Annotated in this window: 19 protein-coding genes, 1 tRNA gene and 1 pseudogene; 7 read left to right on the top strand and 14 right to left on the bottom strand. The window is 71.7% G+C overall.

All coding sequences use genetic code 11. The annotated features are described in order from the left end of the window. Positions 1–22 precede the first annotated feature (22 nt). The 4 genes from AB0P24_RS37820 to AB0P24_RS37805 form a co-directional block, all read right to left on the bottom strand. Entirely contained in the window at positions 23–949 is a 927-nt protein-coding gene (locus AB0P24_RS37820; RefSeq protein WP_181808500.1) for an RNA polymerase sigma factor SigF, read from the bottom strand. Between the two features lie 329 nt (positions 950–1,278). Next, positions 1,279–2,136, bottom strand: coding sequence for an RNA polymerase sigma factor SigF (locus tag AB0P24_RS37815; RefSeq protein WP_181808501.1), 858 nt, complete (start codon positions 2,134–2,136; stop codon positions 1,279–1,281). Positions 2,137–2,321: 185 nt separating this feature from the next. After that, on the bottom strand, positions 2,322–2,615 hold the full coding sequence (locus AB0P24_RS37810) for a Dabb family protein (protein ID WP_365802136.1): 294 nt from the start codon (positions 2,613–2,615) through the stop codon (positions 2,322–2,324). Between the two features lie 18 nt (positions 2,616–2,633). Further along, positions 2,634–2,810, bottom strand: coding sequence for a hypothetical protein (locus AB0P24_RS37805; protein WP_234538917.1), 177 nt, complete (start codon positions 2,808–2,810; stop codon positions 2,634–2,636). Between the two features lie 272 nt (positions 2,811–3,082). On the opposite strand from AB0P24_RS37805, the gene AB0P24_RS37800 reads away from it, so the two are divergent. Then, complete coding sequence (locus AB0P24_RS37800; RefSeq protein WP_365802134.1) at positions 3,083–3,295, top strand: PLDc N-terminal domain-containing protein; 213 nt, start codon at positions 3,083–3,085, stop codon at positions 3,293–3,295. A 46-nt stretch (positions 3,296–3,341) separates the two neighbouring features. On the opposite strand, the gene AB0P24_RS37795 is transcribed toward AB0P24_RS37800, so the two are convergent. The 4 genes from AB0P24_RS37795 to AB0P24_RS37780 form a co-directional block, all read right to left on the bottom strand. Continuing rightward, positions 3,342–3,426 (bottom strand) — tRNA-Ser (locus AB0P24_RS37795). A 65-nt stretch (positions 3,427–3,491) separates the two neighbouring features. Beyond that, on the bottom strand, positions 3,492–3,923 hold the full coding sequence (tadA, locus tag AB0P24_RS37790; RefSeq protein WP_234538915.1) for a tRNA adenosine(34) deaminase TadA: 432 nt from the start codon (positions 3,921–3,923) through the stop codon (positions 3,492–3,494). Between the two features lie 56 nt (positions 3,924–3,979). After that, entirely contained in the window at positions 3,980–4,507 is a 528-nt protein-coding gene (locus AB0P24_RS37785) for a hypothetical protein (protein ID WP_365802181.1), read from the bottom strand. A gap of 457 nt (positions 4,508–4,964) precedes the next feature. Continuing rightward, a complete protein-coding gene (locus AB0P24_RS37780; protein WP_365802179.1) occupies positions 4,965–5,162 on the bottom strand; it encodes a hypothetical protein in 198 nt (65 codons plus the stop codon). 122 nt (positions 5,163–5,284) lie between these two features. Between AB0P24_RS37780 and upp the strand changes: the two genes are divergently transcribed. Continuing rightward, positions 5,285–5,920, top strand: a complete 636-nt coding sequence (upp, locus tag AB0P24_RS37775) for a uracil phosphoribosyltransferase (RefSeq protein ID WP_217546064.1) — start codon at positions 5,285–5,287, stop codon at positions 5,918–5,920. A gap of 245 nt (positions 5,921–6,165) precedes the next feature. On the opposite strand, the gene AB0P24_RS37770 is transcribed toward upp, so the two are convergent. Continuing rightward, positions 6,166–6,834, bottom strand: coding sequence for a LytR C-terminal domain-containing protein (locus AB0P24_RS37770; protein WP_365802132.1), 669 nt, complete (start codon positions 6,832–6,834; stop codon positions 6,166–6,168). A gap of 111 nt (positions 6,835–6,945) precedes the next feature. Continuing rightward, positions 6,946–7,242 carry a type II toxin-antitoxin system VapB family antitoxin gene (locus AB0P24_RS37765; RefSeq protein ID WP_003999914.1) on the bottom strand — a complete coding sequence of 99 codons (297 nt, stop codon included), beginning with the start codon at positions 7,240–7,242 and terminating at the stop codon, positions 6,946–6,948. Between the two features lie 112 nt (positions 7,243–7,354). Here AB0P24_RS37765 and AB0P24_RS37760 point away from each other — a divergent pair, with 112 nt between their 5' ends. Further along, positions 7,355–9,073 (top strand): helicase HerA-like domain-containing protein, encoded by a 1,719-nt coding sequence (locus tag AB0P24_RS37760; RefSeq protein WP_365802130.1) that lies wholly within the window; start codon positions 7,355–7,357, stop codon positions 9,071–9,073. 46 nt (positions 9,074–9,119) lie between these two features. Here AB0P24_RS37760 and AB0P24_RS37755 read toward each other — a convergent pair whose 3' ends face one another. The 4 genes from AB0P24_RS37755 to AB0P24_RS37740 form a co-directional block, all read right to left on the bottom strand. Beyond that, positions 9,120–9,251 carry a hypothetical protein gene (locus tag AB0P24_RS37755; protein ID WP_365802128.1) on the bottom strand — a complete coding sequence of 44 codons (132 nt, stop codon included), beginning with the start codon at positions 9,249–9,251 and terminating at the stop codon, positions 9,120–9,122. 60 nt (positions 9,252–9,311) lie between these two features. Beyond that, positions 9,312–9,656, bottom strand: a complete 345-nt coding sequence (locus AB0P24_RS37750; protein WP_365802126.1) for a hypothetical protein — start codon at positions 9,654–9,656, stop codon at positions 9,312–9,314. Between the two features lie 288 nt (positions 9,657–9,944). Beyond that, the gene (locus AB0P24_RS37745) at positions 9,945–10,595 is read right to left on the bottom strand and encodes an HdeD family acid-resistance protein (RefSeq protein ID WP_365802124.1); all 651 of its coding nucleotides are present in this window, start codon (positions 10,593–10,595) and stop codon (positions 9,945–9,947) included. 122 nt (positions 10,596–10,717) lie between these two features. Next, positions 10,718–11,326: an HhH-GPD-type base excision DNA repair protein gene (locus AB0P24_RS37740; RefSeq protein WP_365802122.1), complete on the bottom strand. Its 609-nt coding sequence runs from the start codon at positions 11,324–11,326 to the stop codon at positions 10,718–10,720. Positions 11,327–11,469: 143 nt separating this feature from the next. Here AB0P24_RS37740 and AB0P24_RS37735 point away from each other — a divergent pair, with 143 nt between their 5' ends. From AB0P24_RS37735 to AB0P24_RS37720, 4 genes and pseudogenes are all read left to right on the top strand, one after another. After that, positions 11,470–13,878 (top strand): penicillin acylase family protein, encoded by a 2,409-nt coding sequence (locus AB0P24_RS37735; RefSeq protein ID WP_365802120.1) that lies wholly within the window; start codon positions 11,470–11,472, stop codon positions 13,876–13,878. After that, complete coding sequence (locus AB0P24_RS37730) at positions 13,871–14,518, top strand: GNAT family N-acetyltransferase (protein WP_365802118.1); 648 nt, start codon at positions 13,871–13,873, stop codon at positions 14,516–14,518. The genes AB0P24_RS37735 and AB0P24_RS37730 overlap by 8 nt, the downstream gene beginning before the upstream one ends. Continuing rightward, a complete protein-coding gene (locus AB0P24_RS37725) occupies positions 14,490–14,978 on the top strand; it encodes a cupin domain-containing protein (protein WP_365802116.1) in 489 nt (162 codons plus the stop codon). Before AB0P24_RS37730 ends, AB0P24_RS37725 begins: the two co-directional genes overlap by 29 nt. After that, a pseudogene (locus AB0P24_RS37720) lies at positions 14,975–15,424 on the top strand (SDR family NAD(P)-dependent oxidoreductase); the annotation flags it as partial. The gene AB0P24_RS37725 and the pseudogene AB0P24_RS37720, both read left to right, overlap by 4 nt. Positions 15,425–15,440 lie beyond the last annotated feature (16 nt).

Here is a 15,440-nt window from a genome sequence, read left to right as displayed (position 1 = left end):
GAAGGAAGCGGCGAGCGCGACTTCAGTCCGAGATCAGGCCCTCGCGGAGCTGGGCCAGGGTGCGGGTCAGCAGGCGGGAGACGTGCATCTGGGAGATGCCGACCTCCTCGCCGATCTGGGACTGGGTCATGTTCGCGAAGAAGCGGAGCATGATGATCCGGCGCTCGCGCGGCGGGAGCTTGGCGAGGAGCGGCTTGAGCGACTCGCGGTACTCGACGCCCTCCAGGGCGGTGTCCTCGTAGCCGAGGCGGTCGGCCAGGGAACCCTCGCCGCCGTCGTCCTCGGGGGCCGGGGAGTCGAGGGAGGAGGCGGTGTACGCGTTGCCGACGGCGAGGCCGTCGACCACGTCCTCCTCGGAGACGCCCAGGACGGCCGCGAGCTCCGTCACCGTCGGGGAGCGGTCCAGCTTCTGGGAGAGGTCGTCGCTGGCCTTGGTGAGGGCCAGGCGCAGCTCCTGCAGGCGGCGCGGCACGCGCACCGACCACGAGGTGTCGCGGAAGAAGCGCTTGATCTCACCCACGACCGTCGGCATCGCGAACGTCGGGAACTCCACGCCCCGTTCGCAGTCGAAGCGGTCGATCGCCTTGATCAGGCCGATGGTGCCGACCTGGACGATGTCCTCCATCGGCTCGTTGCGGCTGCGGAAGCGGGCCGCCGCGTAGCGCACGAGGGGGAGGTTGAGCTCGATCAGGGTGTCCCGGACATAGGCACGCTCGGGGCTGTCCTCTTCGAGTGCGGCAAGGCGCAGGAACAGGGAGCGGGACAGGGTGCGGGTGTCGATGCTCTCCGGGGCCACCGGGAGTTCCGGGGTCGGAGGGGCCTCCAGCGCCGGGGCGCCGTCGATCGCGCCATCGATGCTGTCGAGCACGTCGATGGCGTCGAGCTCCTTGGGCGCTGCCTCGCTCTTCGTGGGCGTGAGCACCTTCGAGCTGCCCTGGTCTGCGGACATGCCACCCCCTTTGGGTCGCGGGACGGTCGCGGCGCCGTTCCCTGCGAGGAACGATGCCTTCACCTGAATACCGGAGCCGGAGGCCCGGCAAACGCGCTTCCGGAAGAATGTCACATGTCGGCAACACGCTGTAGTGACATGTCGACATGTGAAACGTGAATCCGCCCTGGATGAAGGGGGTCTGACGCTTTTTCGTCCCCCAACTGTCGGAAAGTGCGCTGGTGAGCGATTCGCTCTCACCGGTGATGGCTCGATCCCGTTTGCGGTTACGGTCGTACCAAGTCGCCCGGAGCGGGTCTCGGACCGGTAACGAGCCTGCCGGACAGGCCCTACGCCTCGATGCGGTTCGCCGAGCGCAGGCGCTGGAAGCTGCGGGCGAGGAGGCGGGAGACGTGCATCTGGGAGACGCCGAGCTCCGCGCTGATCTGGGACTGGGTGAGGTTGCTGTAGTAGCGCAGCAGAAGGATCCGCTGCTCCCGCTCGGGGAGTTGGACGAGCAGGTGGCGGACCAGGTCGCGGTGTTCCACGCCGTCCAGGGCCGGGTCCTCGTAGCCGATGCGGTCGAGGAGGCCCGGCAGCCCGTCGCCCTCCTGGGCGGCCTCCAGGGAGGTCGCGTGGTACGACCGGCCGGCCTCGATGCAGGAGAGCACCTCCTCCTCGCTGATCCGCAGCCGCTCGGCGATCTCGGCGGTGGAGGGGGAGCGGCCGAAGGCGGTGGTCAGGTCCTCGGTCGCGCTGTTGACCTGGACCCACAGCTCGTGCAGGCGGCGCGGTACGTGCACGGTGCGGACGTTGTCCCGGAAGTAGCGCTTGATCTCGCCGACGACGGTCGGCATGGCGAAGGTCGGGAACTGCACGCCCCGGTCCGGGTCGAAGCGGTCGATGGCGTTGATGAGGCCGATGGTGCCGACCTGGACGACGTCCTCCATGGGCTCGTTGCGGGAGCGGAAGCGGGCGGCCGCGTAGCGTACGAGCGGGAGGTTCGCCTCGATGAGCGCCGCGCGCACGCGGTTGTGCTCCGGCGTGCCCGGCTTGAGCTCCTTGAGCTGGCCGAAGAGCACCTGGGTCAGCGCCCGGGTGTCGGCACCCCGCCGCTTCTCCGGCGCGGGGGCGGCGGCTTGGGCGGGAGTCTGAGTGGAGGCGGGCGCCTCTTCCTGGGGCGGCGCAGAACTGGCCGACACGGTCAACGCCACCTCTTCATCGGTCAATCATCCGTCAAAAGCGGTCATAGCATCACAAGACATGTGCACTGTGTGCAAGCACCTGATAACGTCGTGTTGGGTATTAATACGGGCAAGTTGAGGTATGAGGCACAGCAAAACCCCCCGCCGTGGCAGGCGAGGGGCTCAGGTTCGGGAGGCGGCCGTACGGCTCAGAACTCGTAGTCCGCGATCACCCAGGTGGCGAACTCCCGCCACCTCGCGGCGGCCGCCTGGTGGTCCGGGTGCTCCACGTACCGCTTGAGCGCGTCCAGGTCGTCCACCGCCGAGTTGATCGCGAAGTCGTGCGCGATGGGGCGGTCGCTGACGTTCCAGCCGCACTCCCAGAAGCGCAGCTCCTCGATCCGGTCGCCGAGGGCGAAGAAGGCCGCGGCACCCGCGACGACCCGCGGATCGTCGCGCTCGACGCCTTCGTTGAGTTTGAAGAGGACCAGGTGGCGGATCATGAGGCACTCCCAGTGCGTCTACTTCGCCCCGTCCGCCAGCCAGGTGAAGAAGTTGCCGACGGACTTCGCGGCGTCCGATATGCCCTGGAAGACTATCTGGACCCAGTCCGCCGCCTTGGGCGGGTCTGTGATGATCACGTAGAGCGCGAAGATCACGAGCACATAGACGGCGATCTTCTTGGCGTTCACCGCCACCTGGCCTCTCCCCTGTCCGTTCCCCCGGTTGCCGGGCGCGAGTGTAACGCTCCGATCGTTTTGTATGACCAACGGCACGTTGGATGCCGGGTTTTTTTCTCCGAATCTCCGAACTCCGCTCGCCGGACCGCCGGACCGCCGGACCGCCGAACCGCCGGACCCCTGGACTGCCGGACCGCCGGAGCGTGAACCGCTCGCGGGGTCCGGTCCGATGAAGGGCCGAGGCAATGAACGCGAACCCGGGTCAGCCGGAGTCGAGAGGGAGAACGCGGATGCTGATGACAGCGATGGCCTTCGGCCTTGTCACCCTGCTGATCGTGCTCGTCGTGGCGGCGGTGCTCGACTGCGTCCGCACACCGGCGGAGCGGGTCAGGTACGTCCCGAAGTGGCTCTGGCTGCTGTTCCTGCTGCACGCCCCGGTCTTCGGGGCCCTCGTCTGGAACTACGCGGGCAAGCGCGCCGAGCCCCTGGCCTCCCGGCCCTGACCGCACGAAGGGCGGCTCCGATGCGGAGCCGCCCTTCGTGCGACAGCGGTAGCGGAGGGATTTGAACCCTCGGTGACTTGCGCCACACTCGCTTTCGAGGCGAGCTCCTTCGGCCGCTCGGACACGCTACCGAGAGAGACCTTACAGCACGGGAGGCCGCGCTCCGAAATCGGTATTCGGGGCCGCGGAGGGCGCGTCAGCGGGTGCGGAAGAAGTCCGTGAGGAGACGGGCGGATTCGGCCGCCAGGACGCCCTCGACGACCTCGGGGCGGTGGTTCAGGCGCCGGTCGCGGACGACGTCCCAGAGGGACCCGGCGGCTCCGGCCTTCTCGTCGCGGGCGCCGTAGACCACCCGGTCCACCCGGGACTGGACCAGGGCGCCGGCGCACATCGTGCAGGGCTCCAGCGTGACGACCAGCGTGCAGCCGGTGAGCCGCCACTGCCCCAGCGCGGCGGCGGCCCGGCGCAGTGCGAGGACCTCGGCGTGCGCGGTGGGGTCGCCGGTTGCCTCGCGTTCGTTGTGCCCGGCCGCGAGGACCGTCGTACCGTCCGGGGACAGCACGACGGCGCCGACGGGGACGTCCCCGCCCCGGACGGCCTGGCCGGCCTCGTCCAGGGCGAGCCGCATCGCGGCCCGCCAGCGGTCGCGTACCGGGTCGGGGGACCCGGATGCCTCGTGGAAGGTCAGCGGACGGTCTCCAGGACGTCGGAGGCGCCCAGGGCGTCGGCGATCTCGCCGAGCGCGTCCTCGTCCAGGGACAGCAGCTCCTTCGCGCTCACGCCCAGGTCGTCCAGGATCGCGGCGTCCCCGACCGGGCCGGCCGGCACGGCGGAACCGTCCGCGTCGTCGTCCACCTCGGCATCGGGCTCACCGTCCTCGGTGCCGTCGAGGTCGAGGGCGTCCAGGTCGTCGGCGTCGTCCTTGGGCTCCCTTCCGAGCAGTTCGTCGGTGAGCAGGAGCTCACCGTACGAGCTGCGGGCGGCGGCGGCTGCGTTGGAGACGAAGACCCGGGGGTCCTCCTCTCCGTCGACGCGGACGACGCCGAACCACGCGTCTTCCTGCTCGATGAAGACGAGCACCGTGTCGTCGGCCTCCGAGGCCGATTCCCGGGCCAGGTCGGCCAGGTCCGACAGGGTCTCCACGTCGTCGAGTTCTGTGTCGCTCGCTTCCCACCCGTCTTCGGTGCGCGCGAGCAGTGCGGCGAAGTACACCGTGACTCTCCCACTGGTCATAGGCGTGCCGGTTGGGGGTCCCCCCGGCGGAGGTTCTGGGCGGGGAGAGCTGTGCTCCGAGCCCCGCCCACTCGGAATCGTGGCAGAAACAAGGCGTTCAGGGGACGTCTTCGGCTCCCTGTGTCTGGCAGTTTTGATCGCACGTATGCAAAGAGGCGTCCGCGCGTCCGTCAACGCAGTCACCAGCGCACTCGTTGCCGCCACCTGCGGATCGTACGCGGGTTTTCCCGCGGCCCACGCACGGCCTTCCCCGTGACGGACCGCAACGCGCCACAAGCAGTGGATCTTTAGCGAAGGATCGGCTTTACGACTGTTGCCGAGTGTCGCCGAGTGTCGCCGCGTCCGGTCGGCGCTCCCCTGCCGACTCCTGGCGACCCCTGCCGACGCCTGGCGGGGCCGGTGGACCCTTGCCGTCTCCTGGCGGTCCTGCCCGGTCCTACCAGCGGAAGGTCCGCATGCGCAGCGCGTGCCGCAGCCGGGCCACCTTGGTGCGGCGGGGCTGGACCCGTTCGCGCAGCGCCCGCGCCTCGGCGAGCTCGCGCAGGAACCGGGCCCGGCGGCGCCGCCGCTCGGACTCCGTCTCGCCCTCGGGCGCGCCGTAGGCGCGGTCGGGCCGCTCAGGCGGCCCTGGCAGTTCAGGCACGTCACACCACCCCAGTCCGACACCTCCACTTTCCCCCGGACGGCGGTTTGATGCCTGCGCGGGCCTGCGCAGGCCTGCACGAGGCGGGCTGGGGCGCGGTTACTGTTGTGGACATGCGTCTCCACGTCGTCGACCACCCCCTGGTCGCCCACAAGCTCACCACGCTGCGCGACCAGCGCACCGACTCCGCGACGTTCCGGCGGCTCGCCGACGAACTGGTCACCCTGCTCGCCTACGAGGCGACGCGGGACGTGCGGACCGAGGCCGTCGACATCCAGACCCCGGTGGCCGCCACGACCGGCGTCAAGCTCGCCCGGCCGCGCCCGCTGGTGGTGCCGATCCTGCGGGCCGGGCTCGGCATGCTGGACGGCATGGTCCGGCTGCTGCCGACCGCCGAGGTCGGCTTCCTGGGCATGATCCGCAACGAGGAGACGCTGCAGGCGTCGACGTACGCCTCGCGGATGCCGGAGGACCTCTCCGGGCGCCAGGTGTACGTCCTGGACCCGATGCTGGCCACGGGCGGCACGCTGGTCGCGGCGATCCGCGAGCTCATCAAGCGCGGCGCGGACGACGTGACGGCGGTCGTCCTGCTGGCCGCGCCCGAGGGCGTCGAACTGATGGAACGGGAGCTGGCGGGAACGCCGGTCACGGTCGTGACGGCGGCCGTGGACGACCACCTCAACGAGCACGGGTACATCGTGCCGGGGCTGGGGGACGCGGGGGACCGGCTGTACGGGGCGGCCGAGTAGCGGGCCGTTCGCTCGGGCGCCGTAGGGCCGCGGGTGCGGTGCGGTGCGGTGCGGTGCAGTGCAGTGCGGTGCGGTGCGGTCGCGGGTGCGTCGGCGGGTGCGGGTGGGGGCTGTCGTGGCTTGTCGCGCCCCGCGGCGGCGGCCGCAGATCCAACACCGCCCCGCGCCTCTTCAGGGCGTTCCGCGGGAACGGTGACCGGCCACGGTGACCGGCCACGGCGGTGGTGCCCGGCGGTGCCCGGCCCTCAGCAGCTCTTCTTCGTCGTCGACGCCGTCGGCCTGGGGGCGGACAGGGCCGTGATGGCCTTCGCGGCCGTCGCCTGGGGGGTCAGGGTCTTGAAGGCGTTGCCCAGGATCAGGTCCACGGCGGTGCCCTTGCGGCCGGCCTCCGTGCGCTGGTCGGCGGCCGTCACCTGGGTGGCCAGCACCGGGAGCGAGGTCTTCAGGGCCGAGGCCGGGCCGACCAGTATCGCCGTGCCCTTGACCTTCTGGTCGAACTTCGCCGGCGCGTTGCCGACGTCGCCGATCTTGAAGCCGCGCTTCTTCAGTTCGTCCGCGGTGTCCTTGGCCAGGCCCGTGCGGGTCGTGGCGTTGTAGACGTTCACCGTGATCTGGGCCGGCTTCGGCAGCACCGTGGCCGACGCCCCGCTCGACGTCCCGGCCGCGGGACTCGCGCTGGCGGTGGCCCGCTTGACGCACTCGTCCGACGAACCGGCCGCCGAGGCCGTTCCGCCACCGCCGGTGAAGACGTCGATGAGCTGCAGGGTGCCCCAGCCGACCAGGCCGAGCGCGGTGACGGAGGCGACCACGGAGAGGACGAGCCGGGCACGCCGCCGGCGCGGGCGCATGCGTGGGTATTTGTCCCCTGTGATCCGGTACTGGCCGCCCATGCCGGGGGGAGTCAGCATGCTCATGAGCGCAGCGTAGTGCGCCACGGGTGCGTTGACTAATAGATGATCATCCGACGGTGTCCGCTGTGACCCGAAAGGGTCAACCGGCGCCAAATGCCGGGCGGCCGACGGGTGTCAGTCGAGTTCGAGCACGCGCGCGTGCAGCACCTGACGCTGCTGGAGGGCGGCGCGGACCGCCCGGTGCAGCCCGTCCTCCAGGTACAGGTCGCCCTGCCACTTCACGACGTGCGCGAAGAGGTCGCCGTAGAACGTCGAGTCCTCGGCGAGGAGGGTCTCCAGGTCGAGCTGCCCCTTGGTCGTCACGAGCTGATCGAGGCGGACCGGGCGCGGTGCGACGTCCGCCCACTGCCGGGTGCTTTCCCGGCCGTGGTCGGGGTACGGCCGGCCGTTTCCGATGCGCTTGAAGATCACACGGAAAGCCTACCGGTCCAGACGTTCCGGGCGCAGCCATGGCGACCGAGTGCGACGCTGGAAAAGACGCCGTAAAGGTCATCAAACGGGCTAAAAGGTAACAGGAGGTCCGATGATGAATGCCGGTGAGGCCGAGGAGGCCGGTGCCCCGACCCCGGCCAAGGATGCTGCGGCCGCCGAGGGCGCCGCGGCCGCCGAGGGCCCGGTGGCCACCGAGGGCCCGGTGGGCGTCGAGGGCCCGGTGGGCGTCGAGGGCCCCGTGGGCACCGAGATTCCCACGTTCACCGAGAATCCTGCCGTCGCCGGGAATCCTGCCGTCGCAGAGGATCCCGCGGTCGCCGGGATCGCCGCCGGGTATGCCTTCGCCGGTCAGGCGTTGGAGCTCGGTGCCCTGCTCTGGGACGGGCGGTGCCGTCCCGACGTCCCCGTTCGCATCCCCCTCCCCATGCTCAACCGGCACGGCCTGGTCGCCGGCGCCACCGGCACCGGCAAGACCAAGACGCTCCAGCTGATCGCCGAGCAGCTCTCGGCGCACGGCGTCCCGGTGTTCCTGGCGGACGTCAAGGGCGACCTGTCCGGTGTCGCGAGGCCCGGGCAGCCGAACGACAGGGTCGAGGGCCGGGCGCGCGAGGTCGGCCGGCAGTGGACCGCGACCGGCTTCCCCGCCGAGTTCCTCGCGCTGGGCGGCGTCGGCCACGGCATCCCCGTCCGCGCGACGATCACCAGTTTCGGCCCGCTGCTGCTGTCGAAGGTGCTTCAGCTCAACCAGACCCAGGAGCAGTCCCTCGGCCTGGTCTTCCACTACGCCGACACGAAGGGCCTGGAGCTGATCGACCTCAAGGACCTCCGGGCGGTGGTCGCCTTCCTCACCTCCGACGAGGGCAAGGCGGAACTGAAGAACATCGGAGGGCTGTCGACGGCCACGGCCGGGGTGATCCTGCGCTCGCTCACCGCCTTCGAGGCGCAGGGCATGGCGGACTTCTTCGGGGAGCCGGAGTTCGACACGGCCGACCTGCTGCGTACGGCGCCGGACGGCCGGGGCATCGTCTCGGTCCTCGAACTGACCGCCGTCCAGGACCGCCCCCTCCTCTTCTCGACCTTCCTGATGTGGCTGCTCGCCGACCTCTTCCACGATCTCCCCGAGATCGGCGACGCCGACCGGCCCGAGCTGGTCTTCTTCTTCGACGAGGCACACCTGCTGTTCAACGACGCCTCGAAGGCGTTCCTGGAGTCGATCACCCAGACCGTGCGCCTCATTCGCTCGAAAGGGGTCGGCGTCTTCTTCGTCACACAGACCCCGAAGGACGTACCGTCCGACGTCCTCGGCCAGCTCGGCAACCGCGTCCAGCACGCGCTCAGGGCCTTCACCCCTGAGGACCAGAAGGCGCTGCGGGCCACCGTGCGGACCTTCCCGAAGTCGTCGTACGACCTCGAAGAGCTGCTCACCGGGCTCGGCACCGGCGAGGCCGTGGTCACCGTGCTCAGCGAGACCGGCGCCCCGACACCGGTCGCGGCGACCCGGCTGCGGGCCCCCGAGTCCCTGATGGGGCCGGTGCCCGCGGCGGAGGTGGACACGGCGGTGCGCGGGTCCGCGCTCCACGGGCGTTATGCACAGGCTGTGGACCGGGAGTCGGCGTACGAGAAGCTGCGGCAAGCGCCGGCCGAGCCGAAGGCCGACGCCGAGGCCGCCGCCGACCGGAAGGAAGAGCCCTCTCTCGTCGAACAGGTGGTCAGCAGCGGGATGTTCAAGTCCCTCGCCCGGTCGGTGGGCACCCAGCTCGGCCGGGAGATCACGCGGTCGCTGTTCGGTACGGCCCGCAGGCGCAGGTGAGCCGGAGCGGAGTCCTGCACGGGCCGCCCGGCTCACCTCGGCACGGTCAACCGCGTTTCTGCTCCTGCGGCCGTGGCCGCGGCGGCTCTGCCGTCTTCGTCTCCTCCGGCTTCGGCGTGCTGCGGAGGGCCTCCGCGCGCAGCAGGGCGCGCAGGACCGCGTACGGGTCTGAGGACATGGCTGTGTTCCTTGCGTAGAGCTGACTGACCTGGGGTGGAGTGCGGGACGGGCGGGTCGGTCAGCAGCGCAGGACCACGGTGCGCAGGAGGGGCGTGGCATCCGGCGGACGCGGTGCCGTCGGGCAGGGACGGTGGTGCTCCGCCGGGCCGGCGGGCGCCGGGTCGGGCAGCGGCGCGGGACGCTGGGGTACGTCGGTGCGGTGGACGGCGCGGGCGGGGGGCCGTAGCGGGGTGTCGAGGACGTCGTGCTCGACGCTCTCCGCCGAGACGGCCGGGGTGGCGGCCGCGAGCGCCTCGGCCGCCGTCGGGACGCCGGCCAGCAGCAGGACGAGCAGCAGCACGAGCGCCCGCGACCAGGCGGGGCCTGGCCGCGGGTGACGTCCGGTCGAGCGACCGCTGCTCATGACGGTCATGTCCCCCTGTTGCGGCCGGTGTTCATCGCGCGGGGCACGAGATCCGCTCGCTCGGCGTACCGGCGGGGCGCGAGGTTGACGAGGCGGACGGGCCGGTGTCGAGAGGGCTGGTGTCGAGAGGGCTGGTGTCGACGGGGCGTGTGTATGCGAGGCCCGCGCTCATGAAGCCGGCGCTCATGAGGCCGGCGCTCATGAGGCCCGCGCCGGCGAGGTCCGCGTCTGCGTGGCGTGCGTCGATGAGGCCCGCGTCTGCGAAGCCGGCGTCCGCGGAGCCCGCGTTCACAGGGTCTGTGGGATCTGCTTGGCGCGGCCGCGGATGCCGAAGGCCGTGACGATCTCGACGATGCCGACGACGACCAGCCAGATACCGGCGACGAGGGTGAGCACCGCGACCGACTTGAACGGCGAGACGATCAGCACGATGCCGGCGATGAACGTGACGACCCCGAGGAAGACCTGCCAGCCCCGGGCGGGCATCCGGGAGTCGGAGACGGCGGCCATGGTCTGGGTGATCCCGCGGATCAGCCAGCCGATGCCGATCCACAGGGCGAGCAGCAGGATCGACTCCATGGGGCCGCGGAAGCAGAAGAGGCCCAGCAGGATCGACAGCGCACCGCTGATGAAGGCCAGCACCCGCAGCGAGGTCGCCCGGTGCGTGCCGAACGCGGCGACCAGCTGGAAGACACCGGCGATCAGCAGGTAGATGCCGAAGAGCACGCCTGCGGCGAGCAGCGAGGCGCCGGGCCAGACGAGGACCAGGACGCCGAGGATCAGGGAGGCGATCCCGGTGACCAGGACGATCTGCCAGGCGGCCCGGGAAAGGGCGTGCAGCGGTCCTTCGAGGGGCGGTTCGGGCTCATGCCGAACGGTACCGGTGGCATGCGCCTTCCGGTTGTCGTCGGCGGGGCCGGTGCTCGGGGGCTCGGTCATGGTTCCAGCTGAGACCGGGGGAGGCGGCCGGGCCAGCAGGGAGCGGCTGATCAGGTGACAGGGCGCGAGGGGAGGACGGGGTGACGCGGTGACGCGGTGACGTACGAGCACTTCACCCCGTCCTACTTGCTGCTGCCCCCGCCCTTCGCCGCCTTCGCCGCCGCCTTCATCTCCTGCTTGTGGGCCCGCACCTTCGCCAACGACTCGGGCCCGGTGATGTCGGCCACCGACCGGTACGCCGCCGCCTCCCCGTACGCCCCCGCCGCCTCCCGCCACCCCCTCGGCGTCACCCCCAGCTGCTTCCCCAGCAACGCCAGGAAGATCTGCGCCTTCTGCTTCCCGAACCCCGGCAGCTCCTGGAGCCGCTTGAGCAGCTCGGTCCCGCTGTCGACGTCACGCCAGACGCCCTCGGCGTCACCGTCGTAGTGGTCGACGAGGTACTGGCACAGCTGCTGGATCCGCTTTGCCATGGAACCGGGGTACCGGTGCACCGCCGGCTTCTCGGAGAGCAGCGCGGCGAACGCCTCCGGATCCTGGGCGGCGATCTCATGGGCGTCCAGATCGTCCGTACCCATGCGCTGTGCGATGGTCGCCGGCCCCTTGAAGGCCCACTCCATCGGCACCTGCTGGTCGAGCAGCATGCCGGTGAGCGCGGCGAGCCTGCTGCGGCTGAGGAGTTCGTCGGCCTCGGGGTCCTGGGCGAGGCGCAAGGCGGGGGCGTTGGCGTCCATGGCTCGATGATCCCGCGCGAGGACCGGCCTCGCGCGACCGAGGGTGTCGGCCTCCCCCTCCCCTCCCGCCCGTCTTCCCCTCACGTACGATTCCTCCACGATTTGAGTTAGGTAAGGCTAACCTCAGAAAGGGGAGTCGTCGGGTGACCATCGAGACGTACCGCGACGCCTGGGGCATCCCGCATCTGCGAGCGGGCGACGTCCGCGGACTCGCCCGTGCGCAGGGCCGGGTCACGGCGCATGACCGGGCCTGGCAACTGGAGGTGGAACGGCACCGCGCGCAGGGCACGTCGGCGTCCTTCCTCGGCACCGAGGCCATCGCCTGGGACGTCTTCGCCCGCCGGGCCCGCCTGGCGGACACGGCGAGCCGCTGCTTCGAGGCGCTGGAGAGACGGGACCCGGAGACGGCGGACTGGGTACGGGCGTACGTGGCCGGCGTCAACGAGGGCCTGCCGCCCGGCGCCGCCCGTACGCCCGAGTTCGCCCGCACCGGCCTGGCCCCCGGTACCTGGGAGCCGTGGCATCCCCTCGGCATCTGGCTGACCGCCCACATCCTGTTCGCCGGCTTCCCGGCCAAACTGTGGCGCGAGGAGGCGGTACGGCACCTGGGTGAGGCGGCGATCCCCCTGTTCGCCACCGACGGCCCGGGTACCTCCGGCAGCAACGGCTGGCTCCTCGCCGGCCCCCGCACCACCACCGGCCACGCCCTCCTCGCCGGGGACCCCCACCGCTTCATCGAGGCCCCCGGGATCTACCAGCAGATCCGTCTCTCCTGCCCCGACTTCGACGTCATCGGCCTGGCGGTCCCGGGCGTCCCCGGCATCGCCCACTTCGCCCACACGGGCACGGTCGCCTGGTCCATCACCAACGCGATGGCCGACTACCAGGACGTCTACCGGGAGCGCCTGCGGCGCACGGAGACCGGAGTGGAGGCCCTCGCCCCGGACGGCGCTTGGACCCCGGTCGAACAACACACGGAGACCATCGACATCTCCGGCAACCCCCCACTGCACATCGAACTACTCGAAACCCCGCGGGGCCCGATCATCACCGCGCCCCCGAACACCTCGGAAACCATCACAGCGAAAGTCCCGGAAACTACGGCACCCTCCTCCCACGCACCGGCACCCGCCGACGGCGCTGAGCCCTCGCAGGGGCAACCCGAGCCCGCCCCCGAATCCGGCACGTCTCTCCCCTTCCACGCACCGACACCCACCGACGCCGCTGAGCCCCCACAGGGGCAACCCGAGCCCGCCCCCGAATCCGGCACGTCTCTCCCCTTCCACGCACCGGCACCCGCCGACGGTGCTCAGCCCCCGCAGGGGCCACCCGCACCAGACCACGAGACCGTCACGGGTGGTGCGGGTGGGCGAACACACGCCGATGGCGAAGCCGAGGCGTTGGCGCTCCGGTACCCGCCCCGCGTCACGGAAGACCTCGGCTTCAGCGCCCTCCTCCCCCTCCTCCGCGCCCGCCACGTCACCGACGTCGACCGTGCCTTCGACGCCTGGGCCGAGCCCGTCAACGTCGTCCACGCCGCGGACACCGCCGGCGGCCTCCTGCACCGCGTCGCCGGTCGCGTCCCCGTCCGCTCCCACACCAACCGCACCCGCCTCGCCCCCGCCTGGCTCCCCGGCCACGAATGGCTCGGCTGGCACGAGATGCCGTACGGCGACCTCACCGACGGCGTGGCCGTGATGGCGAACCAGCGCGGCCCGGCCACCCCCCTCGGCGTCGAGTTCGCCCCACCCCACCGAGCCGACCGCATCCGCGCCCTCCTCGACGAGCGCCGCACCTGGTCCGCCGCCGACCTGCGCGCGATCCACACCGACACCCACCTCGCCTCCGCCGCCCCCCTCCTCGACCACCTGGCCGCCCTCGACGGCCTCACCCCCGAGGCCACCGACCTCCGCGACCGCCTCCTCGCCTGGGACCGCCGGATGGACGCCGACAGCACCGACGCCGCCGCCTACGCGGCCGTACGCTCCGCCGTCGTACGGCACCTCGCCGCCCACCCCGCCTTCGCCGCCCTCGCCGAACCCACGGCCCACCCCGAGGTCCTGCTCCCGTGGCTGGCCCTCACCCCCCGTATCGGCTACGCGCTCGAACACCTCCTGAGGGCGGAGGAGTTGTACGGCGTCGACCGCCCCGCCGCCGTCCGCGCGGCCGTGGAGGACGTCGCGGCCGACCTACCCGCCGGCACCTGGGGCGACACCCACCGCCTCGCCCCCTGGCAGGCGCTGCCCGACCCGTCGCCGTACGACGGACCGGCGCTGTCCGGCGACCACGACTGCGTGCTGTGCACCTCCGCCGTCCCCGGCCTCACCGACCGCTTCGCGCGGGGCCCGGCCGCCCGCTACGTCTGGGACCTGGCCCACCGCGACAACAGCCTCTGGGTGGTCCCGTTCGGCACGGACGGCGTCCCCGGCGCACCGCACCACACCGACCAACTCCCCTTGTGGCTCAAGGGAGAACTGGCACCGGTCGTCACCGACTGGACCCGCCTGGAACGCGTACACCTGACAGAACACGCGGAGGACACCGATGTCTGAGCACCACGAGCACGACCCCGCCTTCGAACACCCCGCCCCCGGCTTCGGCACCGTCCGGCTGCGCCCCCTCGACCCCGAGCGCGACGCGGACGTCGTCCACACCTGGGTCAGCGCGGAACGCGCCGCCTTCTGGGGCATGACCGGCCTCACCCGCTCCCAGGTCGCCGGGATCTACGCCCACATGGCCACCCTCGACACCCACCACGCCTACCTCGCCCATCTCGCCCACCTCGGCGAGCAGGGCGGCACCCCGGTCGGGCTGCTCCAGACGTACGAGCCGGAGGCCGACCGGGTGAGCGAGTGCTACGACGTCCGCCCCGGCGACATCGGCATCCACGTCCTCCTCGCCCCGGCCGGCCCCGACGGCCCCCGCCCCGGCTGGACGCAGGCCCTGCTGACCGCCTTCACGGCGTACGTCCTGCGCGCTCCCGACCGTCACCGCCTCGTCGTGGACCCCGACGTCCGCAACGAGAAGGCGATCGCCCGCTTCCGGCGCCACGGCTTCGAGCCCGGCCCCGCCGTCGTACTCCCCGAGATCGACCTCCCCGACGTCCACCTGCCCGAAAAGCACGCTCAACTGGCTTTTCTCACGCGGCCGGTAGCCTTCCCGGATGTCCTTCCCGACACCGACCCCCGATGACCTCATCGCCCACTACGGCCTGGAGCCGATCCCGCGCGAAGGCGGCCTGTTCCGGCAGACCTGGGCCGGTCCCGCACGCGCCGACGGCCGCCCCGAGGGCACCGCCATCGTCGCCCTCCTCACCGCCGACGACTACTCGGCCCTGCACCGCCTCCCCACCGACGAGATCTGGCACTTCTACCTGGGCGACCCCCTGAACCTCCTCTTTCTCGCCCCCGACGGCACCACCAGCACCCCCGTCCTGGGCCCCGACCTCCTCGGCGGCCAGCACATCCAGCTGACCGTCCCGGCCGGCACCTGGATGGGCGCCCGCGTGGCACCCCCGGGCGCCTGGACCCTCTTCGGCTGCACGATGGCCCCCGGATTCACCTTCGAGGGTTACGAACACGGGAACCCGGCCCACCTCACGGCGCGTTACCCGTCCGAAGCCGCCCGCATCACGGAACTCTGCCGTCCATGACGACCCACCTGCCTCATCCACCTCGTCCACCTCGCCCGCCTCATCTGCTGGACGGACAGACCGCCTTGGTCACGGGCGCGAGCGGCGGCATCGGCCGGGTCATCGCCCGGCGCCTGGCGGAGGAGGGGGCGGCGGTGGCCGTGCTCCCCCAGAGGGGGTACCCCCCAGCCGTACGGCGGTACGCGGAGTGGGCCGGCTGACGGCTGACGGCGCTGGTCAACAACGCGGACGTCCAGCCCGTACAGCCGCTGCCCGGCATGACCGCGGCCGACTGGCGCGCGGTCGTCGACACCGACCTCACCAGCGTCTTCGCCTGCACCCAGGCCGCCGCCGAGATCATGCGCGCCCAGCCCGGCGGCGGCACGGTCACCCACATCGCCTCCATCGAGGCAGGCCATCCGGCCCCCGGCCACGCCCACTACAGCACGGCGAAGGCGGCGGTGGTCAGGCCCGCCCCCCCAC

Origin of the sequence: Streptomyces sp. NPDC086519, assembly GCF_040686075.1 — a bacterium.
GTDB lineage: Bacteria > Actinomycetota > Actinomycetes > Streptomycetales > Streptomycetaceae > Streptomyces > Streptomyces shenzhenensis.
The sequence above is the reverse complement of the archived record's forward strand: the minus strand, read 5'-3'. Positions and strand labels throughout refer to the sequence as shown.

What these genes read in the sequence shown, in the direction of transcription:
- AB0P24_RS37820 (WP_181808500.1), bottom strand. Translation starts at nt 949, where the DNA reads ATGTCCGCAGACCAGGGCAGCTCGAAGGTGCTCACGCCCACGAAGAGC.
- AB0P24_RS37810 (WP_365802136.1), bottom strand. Translation starts at nt 2,615, where the DNA reads ATGATCCGCCACCTGGTCCTCTTCAAACTCAACGAAGGCGTCGAGCGC.
- AB0P24_RS37800 (WP_365802134.1), top strand. Translation starts at nt 3,083, where the DNA reads ATGCTGATGACAGCGATGGCCTTCGGCCTTGTCACCCTGCTGATCGTG.
- tadA (WP_234538915.1), bottom strand. Translation starts at nt 3,923, where the DNA reads ATGCGGCTCGCCCTGGACGAGGCCGGCCAGGCCGTCCGGGGCGGGGAC.
- upp (WP_217546064.1), top strand. Translation starts at nt 5,285, where the DNA reads ATGCGTCTCCACGTCGTCGACCACCCCCTGGTCGCCCACAAGCTCACC.
- AB0P24_RS37770 (WP_365802132.1), bottom strand. Translation starts at nt 6,834, where the DNA reads ATGAGCATGCTGACTCCCCCCGGCATGGGCGGCCAGTACCGGATCACA.
- AB0P24_RS37760 (WP_365802130.1), top strand. Translation starts at nt 7,355, where the DNA reads ATGATGAATGCCGGTGAGGCCGAGGAGGCCGGTGCCCCGACCCCGGCC.
- AB0P24_RS37755 (WP_365802128.1), bottom strand. Translation starts at nt 9,251, where the DNA reads ATGTCCTCAGACCCGTACGCGGTCCTGCGCGCCCTGCTGCGCGCGGAG.
- AB0P24_RS37750 (WP_365802126.1), bottom strand. Translation starts at nt 9,656, where the DNA reads ATGAGCAGCGGTCGCTCGACCGGACGTCACCCGCGGCCAGGCCCCGCC.
- AB0P24_RS37745 (WP_365802124.1), bottom strand. Translation starts at nt 10,595, where the DNA reads ATGACCGAGCCCCCGAGCACCGGCCCCGCCGACGACAACCGGAAGGCG.
- AB0P24_RS37740 (WP_365802122.1), bottom strand. Translation starts at nt 11,326, where the DNA reads ATGGACGCCAACGCCCCCGCCTTGCGCCTCGCCCAGGACCCCGAGGCC.
- AB0P24_RS37730 (WP_365802118.1), top strand. Translation starts at nt 13,871, where the DNA reads ATGTCTGAGCACCACGAGCACGACCCCGCCTTCGAACACCCCGCCCCC.
- AB0P24_RS37725 (WP_365802116.1), top strand. Translation starts at nt 14,490, where the DNA reads ATGTCCTTCCCGACACCGACCCCCGATGACCTCATCGCCCACTACGGC.